Here is a 20,953-nt window from a genome sequence, read left to right on the forward strand (position 1 = left end):
GTATATGTTAAAAGATGTTATGAGAACCTTTAAAAAACAGCTTGAGCAAAAAGGAGAAAATTATTTAATTCATTCTCATATTCCAGCGGAAGGGGAGTGTATAATAGTTGATACCTTTGAAAATAGTTTTAATATATTAGATAGAGTTGATATAAAAAGGGATAACAAAACTAAGCAAATAGATGATACTAATAAATACTATCCTTTTATAAGAAAAGCAGATTATATGAGTAGATTATTAGATATGAATAAGCCTATAGATCCTAAAAAGGTTATACATAGTAATAACTATTTAACTTTTTTTATTAAAAAGGAAAATATTAATAATGGAAAATTAAAAGATGAAATTATAGATAAATACTATGAAATACTAAAAGATCCTTTAATAAAATATACAAAACCTAAAGCTAAAAAGCTTTATGAAGAAGTAGAAGAAAAGTGTGGTAAATCTGAGGAAAGGCTTATAGATGAAATAAAATTATGGATAAAAAATAATATATATGATTTAGTAGAAAAAAACAATAAGGAAAAAACATATTTAAAGATATTTTTTAAATATGATGATGATAAATATAAAAAAGAAAGTGAAAAATATATACTTACAAATCTTTATAATAGCAATGATTATAACACAACCATAGATGGTGAAATATATGGATTGTCTAATGATAATATGGGATTAAACTCTAAAAAGCCTTATCTAGAAAACAAAAGTAGAAAATCAAAATTACCTTATCTTTTAACTAAAGAAGAAGTTTTAATTCAAAAACAATTTTTCGATTATTTAATGAACCAAGTATCCAAAGGAAAAACAAATATATATATAAATGAAGAAATAATTCAGACTATGGGTAATGATGAAATGCCAGAGGAGGATTTTGAAGGGTATTATTTAAGAATAAAAAAAGGTAAAGAGCTTGAAATTCATGATTTTGATAATATAGTTTCTTATAGACCAGATATAAGCCCCTTTAAATTAGACAACGTATTAGAATTTGAGAAAAGCAAAATAACAAATTATGGTGAAATAAAAAAAAGAAAAACCTTAAAAATCTTAATAAATGAAGTGTTTTTTAGTAAGTTTTTGACTAGTAATTATTTCACAGAAGCAAAAGATTTAAATATAAATGATAATACATTAAAGAGAAATTTGCTTCTTTCAAGAAATGCTTTATTTACTTGGTTTTATAAAGGTATTAATAATAATGTATGGAAAGTTTTAAAATCCAGTAGTTTAGATTTGATAAAAGGATCAATAAACAATGGATATCTAATGAAGGCTAGCGATGAATTTAACTTGAGAGCTTCACTTAAAAATTATTTTGAAGGAGGGGATAACATGGCAGATATTTTATCAGAAATTAAAAATTCTTTAAGAAAAAAAATAAATAAAGATGATACAGATATTATAAAATCTGATAGAGAATATTATTTTGCAGTAGGTCAATTAACAAGTTATTTTATTTCATTAAATAGGGGCAAAAATAAAGTTCATTCTTTAGCTAATCCAATTATAAATGGGAAAAAAGATGAAAGAGTAAAAGATGAACTAAGAAAACTATATAAAAAATATAATTATACAATAAAGACAAGTAATAAAAGGTTTAAAAATTTATTTGCAATGGTTTCATCCTATATTCCACAGGAAAAAGTTAATGAAGATTTAATTATAGCAGGATATCTTCATAGTAATTTAATTTACGAAAAATCAGATAAGGAGGAAAATAAAAATGAAGAAGATGAATAAAAGGGTATATGGTATTTTAGGTGTAGCTTCAAGAATGAGCAACTGGAATGCAGATTTTACAGGGTATCCAAAAACCACCTCTTCTGGTGATGTCTTCGGAAGTGATAAAGCTTTTAAATATCCAATGAAAAAGATGTGGGAAAATAACGGAGAAAAGGTTCTATACATTAAGTCTATAAAGCTTCAAGAAAATAAAAAGAAAGAAACAGAACTTTTACCAAGATCTTTAAAAGAAAGATATGAATATATCTTTGGTATAGAAAATTTAAAAGATAATAAAGATAGTGAAGAAGTATTAAAAAATTTATTTTTAGCAGTTGATGTTAAAAACTTTGGAGCAACTTTTGCAGAAGAAGGAAATAACATATCAATAACAGGAGCTGTACAAATAGGACAAGGCTTTAATAAATACGAAGATACTAATGCAGAAGAACAACAAATTTTATCACCTTTTAGAGATCCTAAACAAAAAGATAAAAATAATAAAGATGAAGAAGCAAAATCATCTACTTTAGGAACCAAAATAGTAAGTGATGAAGCTCATTATTTTTATCCTTTTGTAATAAATCCATCAGCTTATGACCAATTTCAAGAAATAGGAGTGACAGAAGGATATACAGAAGAAGACTATAAAAAATTTAAAGAAGCATCTATGGTAGCAGCTACGTCTTTTAGTACTAACTCAAAGATAGGATGTGAAAATGAATTTGCCTTATTTGTAGAAACAAAATCTAATTTGTATCTTCCAGATTTATCTCAATATGTAGAATTTGAAAAAGGTGAAGATAAAAATAAAATAAAATTAAACTGCATGGATCTTTTAAATAGTTTTCAAGATGAAATAGAGAATATAGAAATATACTATAATCCCTATACTACCGATATACAATTGGATGAAATAGGAAAAGTTAATAAATTTAATATTTTTACTAAAAAAGAAGTTATGGATGATAGCAAAAAACATAATAAAAAAGAGGTATAGAAAATGGATGCTTTAAAATTCACTTTAAGCGGAAAAACAGCCTTTTTTAAAAAGCCCGATGTTAATACATTTTATTATTTTTCCTATGGAAATATTCACAAAATAGCATTACTTGGAATTTTAGGTGCCATTTGTGGGTTGGCTGGATACAATAGTCAAAGTTTAGATAAAAATCAAGTTTATCCTGAGTTTTATGAAAAACTTAAAGATACTAATATAGGAATAGTCCCTAGAAATGATAAAGGATACATATCTAAAAAAATTCAGACATTTAATAACTCTGTAGGATATGCATCAAAAGAGCTAGGAGGAAACCTTATAGTAAAAGAACAGTGGCTTGAAAATCCTAAGTGGGATATTTATATTCTTATTGATGAAAATGTGCCAAAAGATTTAAAAGAAAGATTAATAAAATCAAAATTTAAATATATTCCATACTTAGGAAAAAATGATCATATGGCAAATATTTATGATGTGGAAGTTATTGAAGATATACAAAAGCTAGATAGCATTGATGAAATACATAGTTTATTTATAAAGGATTTATTCTCTGCTGTAAAAGAAGAGAATGATGACTGTGAAGATGATTTATTTGACCATGAAGATGTTTTAAAGGAAAAAATAACTCCATTTAAATATGAAGAAATGCTACCGATCTCTTTAGAGAAGAAAACTAATAAATACAATTTGGAAACTTTTTTATATACTAATTCAAAATTGAGTTTGTTAAAGGATTATAAAATATATAAATGCCATAATAAAAACATATTTTTCTTTTAAGACATATGAAAATAAGCAATTCAATGTGTATCAGTTTGGAGGGGAGACCCTCCATTTGTTTTGAGATAAATGTAAGAATATTTGAGATTTATATAAGAAAGTGGAATTTGAAAATAATAGATTTCAATATAACCAAATAATCAAATGTATATGTCTAATATATTAAATTGGGAGGGAAATATGTATTTTAAACATGTAGAAAAGTTAAATTTAGAAGAATTAATAAAAGATAGCAATAAAATCTATGCTCATATTAAAGACCATAAAAAAGAAACTTTAAAAGAGCATTTAGATTTATCATTTGAATATCTATATAAAATTTGTGAATATAAATCTTTAGATAATGTATTTTTAAATATTGAAAATAGTTTGGTAAATGAGCTTAATAATGAAGAAAAAAATTTTTATAGAGAAATGATTTTAAATACAATATATATGCATGATTTAGGAAAGATAAATTGCAATTTCCAATATAAAAAGATGGAAAATCAGTTTTTTAAAAATCAAGAACAAATAAAGTGTATTAATTCCAATAATTCAAATCATTCTATGTTATCTTCAATCATATATATAAATCATTTTTTCATTAAAATAGGCAATCTAAAAGATTCAAAAAATAGAAAGCTATTAATGGTTTTTATGCTTCTTAATAGCTATATAATATCAAAACATCATGGAAGATTAGATAGTTTTCATGAATTCAAAAAGAAATTATTAGAAGATGATGAAGAAGGAAAAAGATTATATACAAGTGACTTATCGTTATTTAATAATACCTATAAAGAAAAAATACTAATAAATAAAGAAAACAAAACTAGTAAAACAAAGATACAGCTAATATTTAACAACCTAAATAAAATTTTAGAAGATAAAATAAATAAAGAAAAAGATTTTGCTATAAACTTATATGTATACGAAAAATTTATAAGTTCACTGCTACTTTCTTGTGATTACTATTCTACTTCAGAATTTATGAGCGGAAAGAAAGTAGATGATTTTGGAGAAATAAAAGATATAGAAAAATTTTATAAGAGTTTTAAAGATACATATATTTATAAAGGTATAAGAGAATATGAAAAGCACACCTATGGTAAAAAAGAAAATTTCACTAATGTGAAGGATATTAATATTCTTAGAAACGAGTTATTTTTAGATGCAGAAAAAGTTATGGTTGAAAATATAGATAAGAGTATTTTCTATCTTGAAGCACCTACAGGAAGCGGAAAAAGTAATGTTGCTTTTAATTTAAGTTTTAAAATGGTAGAAAAATTTAAAAGTATTAATAAGATATTTTATGTATATCCTTTTAACACCTTGGTAGAACAAAACATAAAAACTTTAGAAAAAACTCTTGAAAAAGATGACTTAATGAAGGATATCTCTGTAATTAACTCTATAGTTCCTATAAAAACTAAACCTAGAAAAGAACGTATTATAGAAAATATAGATAGAAATGAAGAAAGTGATGTCTTAAATAAAGATTATGAAAGAGCTTTGTTAGATAGGCAATTTTTACATTATCCTATAGTTTTGACTACTCATATCAGTATATTTAATTATTTGTTTGGAACTTCAAAAGATAATTTATTTCCACTATGTCAAATAGCCAATAGCATAATAGTTTTAGATGAAATACAAAGTTATAAAAATAGAATATGGAAAGAGATAATAACATTTTTAAAGCAGTATTCAAAACTTTTAAATATAAAAATTATAATAATGTCAGCTACACTTCCAAATTTAGATAACCTTATAGATGGAGAAATAGAAACTGTAAGACTAATAAAAAATAGAAAGAAATATTTTGAAAATCCTATATTTAAAAATAGAGTACAGGTTGATTTTTCATTACTAGATAGTAGTGATGAGGATACAGAAGATAGCCTATTTAACCATGTTATAGAAAAATCTAAAACAAATAAAAATATTTTGATTGAATTTATAAAAAAAGAAACAGCTACGGAGTTTTATAAGAGATTAAAAAACTATAATGAATTTTTAGAGGAACCTTTAAATAGTGATTTAGAACTTATGACTGGTGATGATAACAGAGCAGATAGAAATAAAATAATAAAAAAAATAAAGGCTTTTGAAGATGAAAAAAATATAAACACTAAACAATATAATAAAAATATAATATTAGTTGCAACTCAAGTTATAGAAGCAGGAGTAGATATAGATATGGATATAGGATATAAGGATATATCTATGTTAGATTCAGAAGAACAGTTTTTAGGAAGAATTAATCGTTCTTGTAAAAAACCAGGATGTAAAGTTTATTTTTTTGATTTAGATTCAGCATCAAAAATATATATAAATGACATTAGAAAAGATAAAAATATAAATTTAACTTGCCATAAAACAAGAGAAATACTTATAAATAAAGACTTTGAAACATTTTATGACTATGTAATTAAAGAGCTTAATAAAAAAGCAAAAGAACAGACTGAGTCAAGTTTTGAAAATTTTATACTTGATAAAGTTCAAAAACTAGACTTTATAGCAATTGAAGAGAGAATGAAGCTAATAGATGAACTTTATAAAAATAGTGTATTTTTAAGCAGAGAAATACAGACTGAAGATGGTGAATTTTTATATGGAGATAAAGTCTGGAATGAATATATAACCCTTTTAAAAGATAATAAATTAGACTATGCAGAAAAGAAAGTAAAATTATCTGAAGTAACATCTAAATTAAATTATTTTATATATCAGGTTAAAAAAGATGATTTTACATATGAAGATAGAATAGGTGACATTTATTATATAGAAGAGGGAGAAAAATATTTTGAACATGGGAAATTTGATAGAAAAAAGTTTAATGATGGAATAAGAGATCTTATTATATAAGGAGGGCTTATGAAAGTTAACGGCACATTAATAAATTATTATTTTCACTGTAAAAGGCAATGCTGGTTACATGGAAATAGAATTAACTTAGAGGATAATAGTAAAGATGTAAAAATAGGAAAAGCTATTCATGAGGTTAAAAGTGAGAAGAATAAACAATCAGAGATAAGTATTGAAAACATAAAAATAGACAAGCTTACAAAAGATTATTTAACAGAGATAAAAAAATCAGATTCAGATGTAGAAGCTGCTAAGTGGCAAGTATTGTTATATTTAAAGATTTTGAAAGATAAAGGGATTGAAAGAAAAGGTAAACTTCAATTTATAGAAAAAAATAAAAAAAAGACAACAGCCATTATTGAACTTGATGAAAAAAATCTAAAAGAACTTAAGAAAATAGTAAGTGATATTGAAATTTTATTATTAGAAGAATATCTACCAAAGGTTATAAATGAACCTAAATGCAAAAAATGTGCATATTATGAATATTGCTATATATAGGAGGATATTATGGGGAGCACTAGATATATAACATCAATGGGAGAATTAAAAAGAAAAGATAACTCGTTATGCTTTAGAAAAAATAATAAGAATGTTTATATACCTGTAGAAAATACTAAAGAAATTTATTGTATGTCAGAAGTAAGTATAAATACCAAATTACTAGATTTCTTATCTAAAAACAATATAGTAATGCATTTTTTTAATTATTATGAAGGATATAGCGGAACTTTCTACCCAAAGAAGAATTATAACAGTGGAAGATTACTTGTTAAACAAGTGGAGGCTTATAATAATAAAAGACTTATAATTGCTAAAAGTATAGTAAATGGTATTGGAAAAAATATATATGAAGTATTGTATCATTATTATAAACATGATAAAAAAGAAGTGAAGACAACTTTAGAGTGGATAAAAAATCATATGGAGACAAACTTAGAAGAAGCAAATGATATTAAACAAATAATGCAAGTAGAAGGAGAAGTTTGGCATAGATTCTATGGAGAATTTAAAAATATATTACCAGAAGATTTTATTATGAATAAGAGAGTGAAAAGACCACCAAATAATCCTATAAATGCTCTTATTTCATTTGGTAATACACTTTTATATGGAAAAACAATAACAGCAATATATAATACTCATTTAGATCAAAGAATAAGCTTTTTACATGAACCTTCAGAAGGAAGATTTTCACTTAGTTTAGATATTAGTGAAGTTTTTAAGCCAGTAATAGTTTTTAAAACAATATTTGATTTAGTAAATAATAAAAAAATACAAGTATCTAAGCATTTTGATAAAAAATTAAATTATTGTCTTTTAAATGAAGAGGGAAGAAAAATATTTATAACTGCTTTTGAAGAAAAATTGCAAAGTGTGTTTATACATACAAGGCTTAAAAGAAAAGTATCGTATACAAATGCTATAAAATTAGATTGTTATAAGCTAATTAAATGTATATTGGAAAATAAAGAGTTTAAACCTTTTAGTTTGAAGGAGAGAATGTAGATGGGTAAAAAATTTAATTATAATTATGCCTTCGTATTTTATGATGTTAATGAGAAAAGAGTAAATAGAGTATTTAAAGTTTGTAAAAAATACTTATCACATTTTCAAAAGTCTGTTTTTAGAGGTGAAATATCTCCGGCCAATTTAATATTATTAAAAAGAGACCTAAACAAAGAAATAGATGAATGTGAAGATTTTATATGTATCATAAAACTAATGAATAATAGTGTATATGGAGAAGAAATATTAGGAAATAAAGTAACAACAACAGGAGAAGATTTAATATTATAGAGAAAATAAGTTTTGTTTTCCCAACCGTTTTGGATATGGAAACCTATCTTAACCTTTGAAATATAAGGGCTATGCTAGGTTTTCATAATGAATTTCTGAAATTTCGCAATCAGTTGGTAAAATTTCTACCAAACCTTGTAAAATCAATGCTTATGTGGTATTATTGATTTTAAGGAATGGCTATTTTACTATGGTTGAACATTAACATAGGATGTATTTAAATTGGATTCTTATGTATGGTTAGGAGGGGTGTAAGTGAGTTGAACATTAACATAGGATGTATTTAAATTTAGTAAAGGTGGAAACATCTCTTAATGGGTTCTTTACGTTGAACATTAACATAGGATGTATTTAAATTGGGGTAGTTCTGTCCGGGGTACAACATACGGTTGGTTGAACATTAACATAGGATGTATTTAAATTATTTTCTAATTCTTCTCTTCTTCCTTCTGTATCTAGTTGAACATTAACATAGGATGTATTTAAATAATGTCGAAAAAGTGTTTTTGGTGTAAAAATAAAAGTTGAACATTAACATAGGATGTATTTAAATAAACAAAGAAATTGGTTTTCCTTTTTCTTATTACAAGTTGAACATTAACATAGGATGTATTTAAATTTCCTCCTCAATTTTTAGTACATAATAAATTCAGGTGTTGAACATTAACATAGGATGTATTTAAATGCTTTATGATAGCCTCCATTAGCTTTACATCTTTGGTTGAACATTAACATAGGATGTATTTAAATTGGTTTTAGAAGGCCGATAAAATGCACATAAATATGTTGAACATTAACATAGGATGTATTTAAATTTAATTGTTTTTGTTTTTTCCCATTTCGCAATGCACGTTGAACATTAACATAGGATGTATTTAAATTTACTTATCCCCCTCAATCATTTTATTACCTATACTGTTGAACATTAACATAGGATGTATTTAAATGTATTAGCTAGCCTTATAGATTTGGATAGTGCTGGAGGTTGACCATTAACATAATATGTATTTAAGATTAAACCACAAATTTGTAATTTGTCGTGAATATCTTACCCAGAGAGAGTAAGATTTATTGTTTAAAATAAATATAAGGTTATAATTAAAGAAAAAGGAAGTGAAGATTAATGTTATTCAAAAGAACAAAAGAATTTTCAGATATAGTACCACCTATAGATATAAAGAAACTTATGTTTATAGCAAAAAAGATATTACCAGATTTTATTTTTAATATGGGAAGCTTAGAAGGAAATCCTTTCACGTTTCCAGAAGTTCAGACTTTGTTGGACGGAATAACAGTGGGAGGTCATAAAGTTTCTGATGAGCAACAAATATATGATCTAAAAAATAGTTGGGAATATTTATTTAAATTGATAAATAAAGGTGAATTGAAACTTGATAAAGAAATATTTAATAGTATAAATAATAAAGTTGCAATAAATGAAGCATTGGTTAGTGGTAAGTTTAGAGATTCAGAAGTTAGAATAGGTGGAACTGATTATATACCTCCTAAAGCAGAAGAACTAGATGATATATTTTCAAATGAGCTGCCTAAAATTATTGATAGGTGTAATAGTAAAACTGAATTGGCATTTGAGATATTCTTATTTGTGGCCTTAAATCAATTTTATTATGATGGAAACAAAAGAACAGGGAGACTATTAGCAAATGGTGTTCTGTTAGCAAATGGCCAAGGAATTTTAAATATAAAAGCAAAAGATAAATTAGAATTTAATACTTTAATGGTTGAATTTTATAATGGTAAAGATGCTGATAATATTTGTAACTTTTTATATAATAAATGCTTAGAGCGATAATCAAATTAGATCATATTGTGTAAGATATACATAAATATTATATTAGGAGCACAATAGGACAACATAATTTAATATATTTAACATAATATTTTACCAACCGTTTTGAAAGCTATAACCTATCTTAACCCTTGAAATATAAGGGGTAAGGTAGGTTTTTATAATGAATTTCTAAAATTTCACAATCGGTTGGTAAAATTTCTACCAAACCTTGTAAAATCAATGATTGTATGATATTATTTATTTTAAGGAATGGCTATTTTACTATGGTTGAACATTAACATGAGATGTATTTAAATTGATTTATCTATATTATATCCTTAAGAAATAATTTTGTTGAACATTAACATGAGATGTATTTAAATGCTAAAAGATGCAAATGAAGAAATAAAAAAATTGGTTGAACATTAACATGAGATGTATTTAAATTAATTATTATTTTCTCTACTCATACAATCATTAAAAGTTGAACATTAACATGAGATGTATTTAAATATGTAAGGTGTACAACCGTCCATATTGCATAGTTCTGTTGAACATTAACATGAGATGTATTTAAATTCTTTTGTAAATATTCTATAAGCTGGTGGTTTAGGTCGTTGAACATTAACATGAGATGTATTTAAATAGTTCTTTATAGAGAAGAATGCTTTAAACAAAAAGAGTTGAACATTAACATGAGATGTATTTAAATTGTGTCCCCCTTATTTTTGTATTACAGTTTTATTACGTTGAACATTAACATGAGATGTATTTAAATTAGTCTTACAAACCAATATGTATATAAGTAAAGATGTTGAACATTAACATGAGATGTATTTAAATGGTAGTAGAGGCAATTGTTACATTATTCAAGCGGGGTTGAACATTAACATGAGATGTATTTAAATTAAATATAGCAGTAGACATTATATTAAAATTTCCATGTTGAACATTAACATGAGATGTATTTAAATGAAGAAGAAAAAACCATAAAAAAACCACAAAAGAAGTTGAACATTAACATGAGATGTATTTAAATAACTCTAGCTCTTGAATAAAGTGAGTTGCGTGGGCGTTGAACATTAACATGAGATGTATTTAAATGCAATCATCAAACTTACCTTTACAAAATAATAGCACGTTGAACATTAACATGAGATGTATTTAAATCCATTCCAAAATACTTTATCTCCTACCTTTAAATTGTTGAACATTAACATGAGATGTATTTAAATAACCCATCCATATGCCAACCTCTATTCTCTCTTAATGTTGAACATTAACATGAGATGTATTTAAATTGGTGACAATCTTCTCTGTGATAAAATTCATCTGGTTGAACATTAACATGAGATGTATTTAAATATGTTGGAAGCTGGATTAACTGAACAAGACAGAGAGGTTGAACATTAACATGAGATGTATTTAAATAAGAGAATACTATGAAGAAATGTTTAGAAAATGTGCGTTGAACATTAACATGAGATGTATTTAAATAAATAATATATATCCTATGCCAGGAGTAATAGAAAGTTGAACATTAACATGAGATGTATTTAAATCTTGTTAGCTGTACAGTGATTTTATTAGTTAATCCGGTTGAACATTAACATGAGATGTATTTAAATATCATTTTCTTCCCCACATTTTTACTTATATCTCGTTGAACATTAACATGAGATGTATTTAAATAGGAGTGGATTAAATGGAAGAAATAGAGTTATATGTTGAACATTAACATGAGATGTATTTAAATCTAACAGGGGAAAACTTATGGACAGATGCTGCAGCGTTGAACATTAACATGAGATGTATTTAAATACCTATAAAAATGCATATTTTAAATCCTGATTTCGTTGTTGAACATTAACATGAGATGTATTTAAGCAGGGAACCCAAATCTTAAGTAGAGAACTGAAATTTTCAATTTAGTGTGAATCACTTATACACAGTGATGATTTGTTAATGAGTACTTACTTTTTTATTACTCCTAGGGAAAATAGATAAGTGATTTTATTAAGTGTTTGTAGTAAAGCAATGAGTTTACATATATTTAAAAAAGATTTATAATAATTATGTAGAATTTTTATCCTAAGACAAGTTGAAATAACTTAAAGTATTGATTTTACTATAGTTATAAAAGCTTGTCAGTATGTAAATAGGACAGAAAAACATTGTCTAATGCATCTTTTTAAACTCAAAAAACATGATTTTAAGCTCGTCTCAAAATAAGCTTAAAGTATTGAAATAAGTACAATTGTAGAGAAACAAGGGTTTAAGTATTACATCCATTAAAATAAGGATTGAAACTTTCCTAGATAATAAAGAATTAATATATATTAATAAATATTTAAAGTCTTAGTAAATCTAAGGCTTTTATTTTATGCTTAATTTATCAATCATATTAAGTTGTTCCCATATTATATTCTCATATAAAAAGGATTAAAAAGGATTAAAAATTTATAGTATAGATACTAAATTATAAATACTTTATGGTATAATATACGTAAATTTGAATAAAGAGGTATAAAAATGAGGTTTATTGAATTAACTATAACAGTAATGTTGAAAAAACACATAAATTTTCAAGATTGTGGATATATAATAGGGAAAAACATAAATAAGAGTATGCTTTTAGATAAAGATTTAAAGGAAATTCATCCAAAGAGGCAATACAAACATTATGTATTTAATAGTTTCTATCCTATAGAAAGAGACAAGTTTTATAAAAAAGATAGACTGTATATTTTTAGAATTAGATCATTAAGTGATGAATTTATAAATAAAATAGATACCTGCCTATGTAATTTAAAAAGTGATGATTTTAATGTTATTTCAACTTCTAAAAAATATATAGAAAAAATACATATCAAAGAATTATATACCCAAACACCATTAATAATAACTATAGATGATAAACCATGGCTTCAAATAGATGGAGATGTGGATTTATTCAAAAGCCGTATAGAAGATAATTTAGAGAAAAAATATAAGGACTTTTTTAATGGAGATATAGACATAAAAGGTAATTTTATAAAAAGTGTAGAGTTTAAGAATAGAAAACCAATGCATTATAACTATAAGAATGGGATAAAATTATTGGCTAATAAAGTAAGTATACAAATTGAGGATAATGAAGAAGCTCAAAAAGTAGCTTTCTTGGCAAGAGCAGTGGGACTTGGAGAGAAAAACTCAGCAATGGGAGCGGGGTTTTGTGAGTAGAGAATGTGAGGGTGAAATAAATGGGTAAAACTTTAAGATTTGAAATTGTAACAGGAGTAAACAAAGGATATTTTCATAATAATAGTCAAAATGAAAGTTTAGATTTAGTAGGTGGTGTGTGGCAGAAAATAGCTAGAGAAGAGTTTGAAAAGAGTAATATTTATGTTTCAGCAGTAATAAAACCAAGTAAAACAGTATATAACGAAGAATGGGGATGCCCAGAAAATGGTGAAGAAACCATAGTGCTTACAGGAGTGGCAAATAAAGAATTTGTAGACGATATTGAAGAATGGAAAAGTACTGTAATTAAATTAGCTAAAGAATTAAAAAATCAATTAAAACAAAGCACACTTACTTGTGAATTTATAGAAACCGAATTACATTATTTTAAATAATTCAGATATATTAACTTATTAATAAACAGAAAGTAGGAAAGTAGAATGACTAAAGAAATAATAAGTTCACATATATTTGTATTCCCTTTTAGATGGGATGTAGTAAAAGATAAAGACTGCTTAGATGCATGTATAGATAAGAGGTTAAATGTAGAAAAATTTATAGAGTGTTTGAAGCAAGAAGGAAGTTGGAAAGAAGATAAAGCTGTATTAAAAATTGTAGAAAATGAGGAAGTACAAAATGATAAAGATTATAATGAATATACGTATTTTTATGACAATGTAAGGAAGGCTATATATGGAAAACAGAATTATATTAAAAAGGATAACAATGTAAGTTTTCATATAAAAAATAGTAAGTATTATTTAGGTAGATTGTTTAATGAAAAAGTTTTTAATAGAATAGTTAGGTGTTTTGATAGAAACGATGTAAATGAAAATTCAATATATGAAATAAATGTGGAAAAAAAAGATGATGAAGGTAAGGTAAGTTTTAGTAAAATCTATAAACTAAAAATAGAAAGTATAAAGCTAAAGGTTTATGATACAGGAGTAGCTACATTATCTTATTTTTTAGAAAACAAAGAATATAGAGATAAAGAAGATATATTAAAAATTAATGATTATGGAAGAAGAATTTATCCACAATATATACCATTAGATAGTGTTAAAAATAGGTTTTTAGCTAAAAAACTATCAGTACAGTTACAAAATAATACTATAGAAGAAGATTTTAATTATAGACTAAAAGAAAAACCTAATATGATATCTAATACTATAATGGACATTTTAGGAGAAAAATTTATATCTGTAGAGAAAGAATTAGAGTGCCAATATAGGTGGTTAAGCAAAAAAGAAAGCATAGTTATAAAACCAATAATAGATGATAGAATGTTTGTTATTTGTTATTACAATGACAATACTTGTTCTAGAATACTAACTAATTTCAATAAAGATGAACATTTAAAAAGTGATTTTTGGTATCAATTTTTGTTTGTTGATAATGATGGCCCAACTTGCAAGGACGAAAAAATGAGAGAAGAGCTACTTTTAAAATCTACATATACCAGATGGAAAAATTATGGCAGTTTGTTTGGGATATCTAGATATTCTTTTGTTTTACTTTGTGATGAATTATGGTTTTCTAAAAATGTACTGTATAATCACATGAATACTATCTATTATGAGATGGTTTTACTTGTATTGGTTCAAAGAGCTTCCGTTTTAAGATTTTCAGATGAAACTTCTAAAATATCTGCAAGTTTTGAAAGTAAAAATATATATGAACAAATAAAAAAACTTCAACAGTATTATATTAGATTTGTTAATACTATTTATTTTAGAGAGGTAACAGCTCAAGAAGAGGGGATAGAATTATATGATAAGCTTATGGAACTTATGAGAATAGAAAGAGAAGTAAAGAGATTAGATGAAGAAATAGACGAAATACAGAGATATATTACTTTAGAAACTAATGAGAAAACTAATAAGTTATTAAATGTAATTACTTTTGCAGGGATATGTGTTTCTGTTTTAACATTCGTTTCAACTATATTTAGCAGTAAGCAAATTGAAGATGGTAGATGGCTAATTGCATGGCAGTATGTTCCTTTGGTAGCAGTTATCTTATCAATAATTGGATTTAGAAAATTAATAAAGCATAAGGGATTAATAAAAATAATTATAATTGTAATGGTTTTAATAGCTATAATAATATTTATTTATAGTATGCTTTTATAAATTGCATTATTTTATAAATTAAAGGAGGGTATTTTATGGCAAAATTTAAGATTGAATTAAAACAACATACTCCACTTATACATTTTCAATCAGAACAACCAGGGGCGATTTTAAGAGCAACAGAGGTTAAGCCTAAGTTAGATAAGTTTTTAATAGAGTATGTTTTTAATAATAAATTTGATGAGTACAAGCAATATTTAATAGGATATAAGGCTGATAAAAAAGATAAAATAGAAGAGTTTAATGGAAAAGAAGCTTTTGATTATAAATTGAGGATATATGTGAAATATCCTGATAAAATACGAAAAATAAATATAAAAGGGGCTATGAAAAAACTGTATTTTGCTGGTGGAATGAACGGTGGAAAAGAGAATGGGATTTTTACAAATGAAGATATAATTTTAGAGTTTTTTACATTTCATGAAAAATTAATAGATGGAATAAAAGAAAATATAGAAAAATTTTTTTGTTTTAATAATTTTGGAACAAGACAAAATAAAGGATTTGGATCATTTTATATAAAAAACGATTTAGAAAATCAGTTTATTAATGGGGAAAAATGGTTTCAAAATAAGATTAAGATAAATTATAAGAAAAAATATAAAAACGAAAATGATTTATGGCAAGAGATGTTTAATAAAATAGACGATTTATATAGAAGGATAAGAAGTGAAGAAAAAAGTGGAACCCCATATATAAAAGAATTTTTCCGAAGTAAAGGTATTAAGTGGGAAAAAGATACCATAAGGAATAAGTTTGTTTATGGTAAAAAAGAGTCAGTGGAAAATATATATTTAATTAAAGATTTATTGGGATTGTCAGTAGATGAAAGATGGGAAGAGAAGAGCGGAAAAAAATTTAATGTGAAAAAAGAATGTATTGGTAAAAAAGAAGATAAGATAGAGAGAATGAAATCGCCTATATTCTTTAAGCCTTTAAAAGATAAGAATGGAGATTTTGAAATATATATAAAGGCGAATGATATACCAAAAGAATTTTTTAATAAAACATTTAAGATTAGAAAATGGATTAATCAAAAAAATGTAGATAAAATTCAATTAAATACGCTGAAAATAGCAAGCAGTGAAGATGTTTGCGAAGTATTCAATATAAATGAGTTTATCAAATTTATTAAAGATAAGGGAGAAATAGAAAGTACTAGTTGTGAAAACCATACTAGGGATAGTGAATCTACAAATTCTAATATAAAAAAGACTAGCTATAAAAATAATAAGGATAATAACAAAAATTTTAATAAAGAGTGTGTATGCACTATAGCAGAGGCTATGGATTTTGATACAATGAAAAAATTAAAATTAATTTAACGTATAAATGTAAAATAGGTAGGTGAAACAATTGACACAAAATAAGAAAAGTTATATAGGATTAACAATTGGCCCAATAATTGAAACTATTAGTAATGCAAAACAAACTGGTGAATTATGGGCAAGAAGTTATTTGTTTTCCTATATTATGAAAAATATAATAAAAACACTAATAGTTAAAGATAGAAAATGTAATAAGGAAGAAAATAAAAACGAAAAGCTGAAAGATAGATTTATACTTCCATGTATTAAGGATATTTCAAAAGAACTAAATAAAAGCGAAGATAAAGATATTTATAATAAAAGCAATGAAAAAACTAACGAATCAGCACAAGAAGTAGGGTTATTCCATGATAGGTTTATCTTTCAATCAGAAGATGGAGATTTTAATTTAGTTAAAGAATCTATAGATGAAGTTATAGATAATATTGTATTAGAAATAGAAAATTATGATATATGCAAAGATAAATCTAGAGAAAAAATTAAAGCTAATATAAAAGATTTTTTAAAAATATATTATTTAGAAATACATATGGATTTAAGTGAAAAAGAGGATAAACAAAAAAGCCAAAATAATATTATATTTAAAGTTAATAGAGCTTTAGATGGTTTAGAGCTTAGAGAGAAAATTTTAAATAATAAAGGAATGAAAGATAATTATCTTTTAAAAACTTTAAGCAATAAGAAATTAAAGGAAGAGTCATTTAAAAGTCACTTTTTATCAATGGATGCTTATGGGGAAAAAGGTAAAAAAGAAGAGTATCCATGTCTTTTTAAAATAGCATTGGATGAAATTAACAATGCTGATTTTCCAAATGAAGATGAGGATATAAAAAAGAAATTAAGAGATGAAAAGTTAAAGGATCAATTAATAAAAGCCAATGAATACGTAGCTGTAGTTCAAGTAGATGGGGATTCTATGGGAAAAATGATAGATACATTTAAAATTCGCAATGGCGAAGAGGATATATATAAAGATTATAAGGATTTTTCACGTAACCTATTAAAATATGATAAAAAATCCCATGAAAAAATTAAAGAATATGATGGATTTACAGTTTATGCTGGTGGAGATGATTTACTTTTTATAGCTCCTGTAATAAAAAGGAATACTGAAGGCAAAAGCAAAGAGAGTGGTGATGAAAAAAGCAATGATATTTTTAATCTGATAGATGGTTTGTCAGATGTATTTAACAAAAATATTAATGCAGGACAAGATATTATGGCAAACTCTGATAAGCCAAAAGATGAAGAGGAAAAGCCTACTACATCCTTTGGAGTTGCTATAGTACATCATAAATGTCCACTGTATTATGCTTTAGACGAAGCACGTGAGTTGCTTTTTAATAAGGCTAAAAACTATAAATTTAATGGTAAAGAAAAAAATGCTATAGCTTTTAAAGTAATAAAAAGTAGTGGACAATCATTTGGAACAGTAGTAGGAAAAAAAACTGAGTCTTATTATCAATTTAAAAACTTGTTTAAAAAAGTAATTTGTTTAGATAGTAAAAATAAAAAGATTAATAACTATCTAAAGGCCATACATTTTAAGCTTATGAGAGATAAGGTTATATTAAATAAGATTGGAGAAAGTGAAGATTTACTACAAAATTATTTTGATAACAATTTTGATGAAAAAGTCCATAAAACTGAACCTATAAAAACATATCTAAGCGATTTGAAAAAATTCATATGGAAGATTTATAGTGAAGCCAAAACTGATGGAGATAAAAATAAATGTATAGAACAAATATATACTTATTTAAGATTTATTAGATTTATGGATGAGGATATAAATAAAGATGATTAAAAAGAGAGGTGAAAAAATGAACAGATACTTAGTTAAATTAAAGCCAGCAGATTCTTTTTTCTTTGGTGGGGAAAAGGGGTTTGGTTTTAATGATGGAAAAGGATCACTAGAAAATAATATAGTTAAGTCAAGAGAATTTCCACAGCAAACATCAATTCTAGGAATGATTAGAAAAGAGCTATTAGTTTTGCATGGCTATTTAAAAGAAAAATGGGATTATTATGACCATGAAAAGAAAAAAAATCATAAATTAGTAGGTAAGGAAAGTTTTAGTATAGCAGGTGAAAACCAAGATTTTGGTATTGTAAATGGCATATCTCCAGTTTTTATAATAGAAGAAACTAAAGGTAGTGATAAGTTTTTAATTAGGATACCAAAAGATCACAATTTAAATAATAATTCTGATAAATATAATCCACTTAGATTTAATGATGATAAGGATAATTGTTTAAAAGTTAAAACTAATTTTGCAGAAGAAGTTTACCTTCCGATAGATTTTGATGCTAAAAAGGGCTTATCAGAAGATTTTATAGATATTGAAACAGGACATATTGTAGACAAAAATAAAGTTTTTATAAAGGATTGTTCTATAGGTATAAGATTAGATAAAAATCATAAAACAGAAGCCAATTCTTTATTTAGATTAGAAAAATATAAGTTTAGCTATGATAGTAAATATGGAAGAGCGGATAAATGTTTTGCTTTTATTTTAGATGTAGAAGAGGAAGAATTTACTTTTGAAAATCATAAAAACATAATTACTTTAGGTGGAGAAGGAAGTCACTTTTTTATATCCTTTGAAAAAGTTAATTTTAATATTAAGGATAAGATAAGGTTTATAGATAAAGAAAAGAATGGTTTTACTATAAAGGAAAGAATATCACTGCCTAATAATGAGAAAGAAATTAAAAAAGCAAAACAAGTATATAAAATAATATTACTATCAGATACGTATATATCAAAAGATATTTATGAAAAAAATTGTAGTTATGCTATTTCAACTAAGATAGATTTTAAGAGTCTATGTAGCGATAATTATTGCAAAAATAAAAATAAGCATTATTATAATAGATTTGATAGGAGTGAATCTAAATATTCTCTCTTAGAAAAAGGATCAGTTTTGTTTGCTGCTAAAGATAATTATGACAAATTAATAGAAAATATAAATAATAGTAAATTTCAAAAGATAGGATATAACATATTTATTTAGGGGGATTTAGAATGGATAATTTCAAAATATATACAATAAGATGTTTAACCAATATGCATGTTGGTAGTGGAGATGCAAGTTATACTCTTATAGATAATCAAGTACAAAGAGATGTGATAACAGGATTTCCAACCATTAATTCTTCTAGTTTAAAAGGAAGTCTAAGAAGTTTTTTAGATCCTGAAAAAAGTGAAACTGAAGCAATTAAGTATATTTTCGGAGATGAAAAAGAAGGAATAGGAAAGTACAAGCTTTTGGGGGCTTCTCTTTTATCAATTCCAGTAAGAAGTAATGTTAAACCATTTTTTAGAGGTACTTGTCCAAGAATAATAAAAGATTTTTTAGGATTTATAGAAAATTTTCAACTTGAAAAAGAGTGCAAAGAGGATTTAAAAGATGATTTAAAAAAACTTGAAGAAGTAGCAAATGAAAATAAAAATTGCGTATGGATTTTAAAAAACTTCAATAAGAATATTGTTATAAAACAAGAAGACCAGTTAACGATAGAAGAAATTGATATTACTTTAACTAAAAAAATAGCATTTAAAAATGAAGATAAAATAAAAAAAATATTCGGAGAAAATTTAGTTTTAATAGATGATAATAGTTTTAGTCAGATAGTAGGTAGATTGCCTGTTATAGCAAGAAATAAGCTTGACAATGGGGAAAGCAAAAATCTATGGTACGAAGAAGTTGTACCAAGAGAAACTAAATTCTACTTTGGCGTAATTTTAGGGAAAGAACACAAAGATGAATTTAAAAAGATAGAAGGAGAAGAACCAGTTCAAATAGGTGGTAATGCTACTATTGGATACGGGTATTGCGATATAGAATCTATTTAATAGATTGGAAAGAAGGTACTTGAATGAATAAGAGGAAAATAGAAAAACAAATACCAATTGCTATAGATTTAATAGACAAATTTATAAAAGAAAATAAATTTTTAAGAAAAGGTGACAAAAAAGAGGGGAAGATATTTGAAGAAATTCCCAAGGAATACAAAGGGTATATCTCAAATTTTGGAGCAAGTATAATTCAAAGTGGTTTGTTATCTACAGTAGCTTTTTTTCAAGCAGATGATTCAAGTTCTAAATCAGATAAAAAAGCATTAACAGAATTAATTTTAGATATTATATATAAAGCTAAAGGATTAGAAAACGATAGTGAAACTCTTTTGAAATATATACTAGAAAATAATAATAAACAAACTGAAGAGGAAGTAATAAATGCAGCTATAGCTATTAAGCTAGGAATGAGAGTATTTAAGTTCACAGAAAATAGTGAAAGTTAGGTGAGTAAG

Annotated in this window: 16 protein-coding genes and 2 CRISPR repeat arrays; all 16 genes read left to right on the forward strand. The window is 25.2% G+C overall.

What is annotated here, in order from left to right; translation table 11 throughout:
• The first annotated feature begins 4 nt into the window (after nt 1-4).
• The 16 genes from cas8b to NGI68_RS15005 all read left to right on the forward strand — a co-directional run bounded on the left by cas8b (nt 5) and on the right by NGI68_RS15005 (nt 20,944).
• Complete coding sequence (gene cas8b / locus NGI68_RS14930; protein ID WP_251862240.1) at nt 5-1,747, forward strand: type I-B CRISPR-associated protein Cas8b/Csh1; 1,743 nt, start codon at nt 5-7, stop codon at nt 1,745-1,747.
• Nucleotides 1,740-2,729 (forward strand): type I CRISPR-associated protein Cas7, encoded by a 990-nt coding sequence (locus tag NGI68_RS14935; protein ID WP_251862277.1) that lies wholly within the window; start codon nt 1,740-1,742, stop codon nt 2,727-2,729. The genes cas8b and NGI68_RS14935 overlap by 8 nt, the downstream gene beginning before the upstream one ends.
• Nucleotides 2,730-2,732: 3 nt before the next feature.
• Nucleotides 2,733-3,509, forward strand: a complete 777-nt coding sequence (gene cas5b / locus NGI68_RS14940) for a type I-B CRISPR-associated protein Cas5b (protein WP_251862241.1) — start codon at nt 2,733-2,735, stop codon at nt 3,507-3,509.
• A 180-nt stretch (nt 3,510-3,689) separates the two neighbouring features.
• Nucleotides 3,690-6,359, forward strand: a complete 2,670-nt coding sequence (gene cas3 / locus NGI68_RS14945; RefSeq protein ID WP_251862242.1) for a CRISPR-associated helicase Cas3' — start codon at nt 3,690-3,692, stop codon at nt 6,357-6,359.
• 9 nt (nt 6,360-6,368) lie between these two features.
• Nucleotides 6,369-6,860, forward strand: a complete 492-nt coding sequence (gene cas4 / locus NGI68_RS14950) for a CRISPR-associated protein Cas4 (protein WP_251862243.1) — start codon at nt 6,369-6,371, stop codon at nt 6,858-6,860.
• A gap of 9 nt (nt 6,861-6,869) precedes the next feature.
• Nucleotides 6,870-7,868 (forward strand): type I-B CRISPR-associated endonuclease Cas1b, encoded by a 999-nt coding sequence (gene cas1b, locus NGI68_RS14955; protein WP_251862244.1) that lies wholly within the window; start codon nt 6,870-6,872, stop codon nt 7,866-7,868.
• Nucleotides 7,869-8,159, forward strand: coding sequence for a CRISPR-associated endonuclease Cas2 (gene cas2 / locus NGI68_RS14960; RefSeq protein WP_251862245.1), 291 nt, complete (start codon nt 7,869-7,871; stop codon nt 8,157-8,159).
• 193 nt (nt 8,160-8,352) lie between these two features.
• Nucleotides 8,353-9,174: a CRISPR direct-repeat array (repeat unit 30 nt).
• Between the two features lie 108 nt (nt 9,175-9,282).
• Nucleotides 9,283-9,972 carry a Fic family protein gene (locus tag NGI68_RS14965; RefSeq protein ID WP_251862246.1) on the forward strand — a complete coding sequence of 230 codons (690 nt, stop codon included), beginning with the start codon at nt 9,283-9,285 and terminating at the stop codon, nt 9,970-9,972.
• A gap of 266 nt (nt 9,973-10,238) precedes the next feature.
• Nucleotides 10,239-11,839: a CRISPR direct-repeat array (repeat unit 30 nt; unit sequence GTTGAACATTAACATGAGATGTATTTAAAT).
• Between the two features lie 644 nt (nt 11,840-12,483).
• The gene (gene cas6, locus NGI68_RS14970; RefSeq protein ID WP_251862247.1) at nt 12,484-13,173 is read left to right on the forward strand and encodes a CRISPR-associated endoribonuclease Cas6; all 690 of its coding nucleotides are present in this window, start codon (nt 12,484-12,486) and stop codon (nt 13,171-13,173) included.
• A 20-nt stretch (nt 13,174-13,193) separates the two neighbouring features.
• Complete coding sequence (locus NGI68_RS14975; protein WP_251862248.1) at nt 13,194-13,568, forward strand: hypothetical protein; 375 nt, start codon at nt 13,194-13,196, stop codon at nt 13,566-13,568.
• A gap of 45 nt (nt 13,569-13,613) precedes the next feature.
• Nucleotides 13,614-15,308, forward strand: a complete 1,695-nt coding sequence (locus NGI68_RS14980) for a hypothetical protein (RefSeq protein WP_251862249.1) — start codon at nt 13,614-13,616, stop codon at nt 15,306-15,308.
• Nucleotides 15,309-15,343: 35 nt separating this feature from the next.
• Nucleotides 15,344-16,633 carry a hypothetical protein gene (locus NGI68_RS14985; protein ID WP_251862250.1) on the forward strand — a complete coding sequence of 430 codons (1,290 nt, stop codon included), beginning with the start codon at nt 15,344-15,346 and terminating at the stop codon, nt 16,631-16,633.
• Between the two features lie 22 nt (nt 16,634-16,655).
• Nucleotides 16,656-18,443, forward strand: a complete 1,788-nt coding sequence (locus NGI68_RS14990) for a Cas10/Cmr2 second palm domain-containing protein (RefSeq protein ID WP_251862251.1) — start codon at nt 16,656-16,658, stop codon at nt 18,441-18,443.
• Between the two features lie 16 nt (nt 18,444-18,459).
• Nucleotides 18,460-19,653: a type III-B CRISPR module-associated Cmr3 family protein gene (locus NGI68_RS14995; protein WP_251862252.1), complete on the forward strand. Its 1,194-nt coding sequence runs from the start codon at nt 18,460-18,462 to the stop codon at nt 19,651-19,653.
• Nucleotides 19,654-19,664: 11 nt separating this feature from the next.
• The gene (gene cmr4, locus NGI68_RS15000; RefSeq protein WP_251862253.1) at nt 19,665-20,495 is read left to right on the forward strand and encodes a type III-B CRISPR module RAMP protein Cmr4; all 831 of its coding nucleotides are present in this window, start codon (nt 19,665-19,667) and stop codon (nt 20,493-20,495) included.
• 23 nt (nt 20,496-20,518) lie between these two features.
• Entirely contained in the window at nt 20,519-20,944 is a 426-nt protein-coding gene (locus NGI68_RS15005) for a type III-B CRISPR module-associated protein Cmr5 (protein WP_251862254.1), read from the forward strand.
• Nucleotides 20,945-20,953 lie beyond the last annotated feature (9 nt).

Source organism: Clostridium sp. Marseille-Q2269 (assembly GCF_943736985.1).
Classification (GTDB): Bacteria; Bacillota; Clostridia; order Clostridiales; family Clostridiaceae; genus Clostridium_F.

Excerpts from the sequence above, each read along its gene's own strand:
- cas8b (WP_251862240.1), top strand. The coding sequence starts at position 5 with ATGTTAAAAGATGTTATGAGAACCTTTAAAAAACAGCTTGAGCAAAAA.
- NGI68_RS14935 (WP_251862277.1), top strand. The coding sequence starts at position 1,740 with ATGAATAAAAGGGTATATGGTATTTTAGGTGTAGCTTCAAGAATGAGC.
- cas5b (WP_251862241.1), top strand. The coding sequence starts at position 2,733 with ATGGATGCTTTAAAATTCACTTTAAGCGGAAAAACAGCCTTTTTTAAA.
- cas3 (WP_251862242.1), top strand. The coding sequence starts at position 3,690 with ATGTATTTTAAACATGTAGAAAAGTTAAATTTAGAAGAATTAATAAAA.
- cas4 (WP_251862243.1), top strand. The coding sequence starts at position 6,369 with ATGAAAGTTAACGGCACATTAATAAATTATTATTTTCACTGTAAAAGG.
- cas1b (WP_251862244.1), top strand. The coding sequence starts at position 6,870 with ATGGGGAGCACTAGATATATAACATCAATGGGAGAATTAAAAAGAAAA.
- cas2 (WP_251862245.1), top strand. The coding sequence starts at position 7,869 with ATGGGTAAAAAATTTAATTATAATTATGCCTTCGTATTTTATGATGTT.
- NGI68_RS14965 (WP_251862246.1), top strand. The coding sequence starts at position 9,283 with ATGTTATTCAAAAGAACAAAAGAATTTTCAGATATAGTACCACCTATA.
- cas6 (WP_251862247.1), top strand. The coding sequence starts at position 12,484 with ATGAGGTTTATTGAATTAACTATAACAGTAATGTTGAAAAAACACATA.
- NGI68_RS14975 (WP_251862248.1), top strand. The coding sequence starts at position 13,194 with ATGGGTAAAACTTTAAGATTTGAAATTGTAACAGGAGTAAACAAAGGA.
- NGI68_RS14980 (WP_251862249.1), top strand. The coding sequence starts at position 13,614 with ATGACTAAAGAAATAATAAGTTCACATATATTTGTATTCCCTTTTAGA.
- NGI68_RS14985 (WP_251862250.1), top strand. The coding sequence starts at position 15,344 with ATGGCAAAATTTAAGATTGAATTAAAACAACATACTCCACTTATACAT.
- NGI68_RS14995 (WP_251862252.1), top strand. The coding sequence starts at position 18,460 with ATGAACAGATACTTAGTTAAATTAAAGCCAGCAGATTCTTTTTTCTTT.
- cmr4 (WP_251862253.1), top strand. The coding sequence starts at position 19,665 with ATGGATAATTTCAAAATATATACAATAAGATGTTTAACCAATATGCAT.
- NGI68_RS15005 (WP_251862254.1), top strand. The coding sequence starts at position 20,519 with ATGAATAAGAGGAAAATAGAAAAACAAATACCAATTGCTATAGATTTA.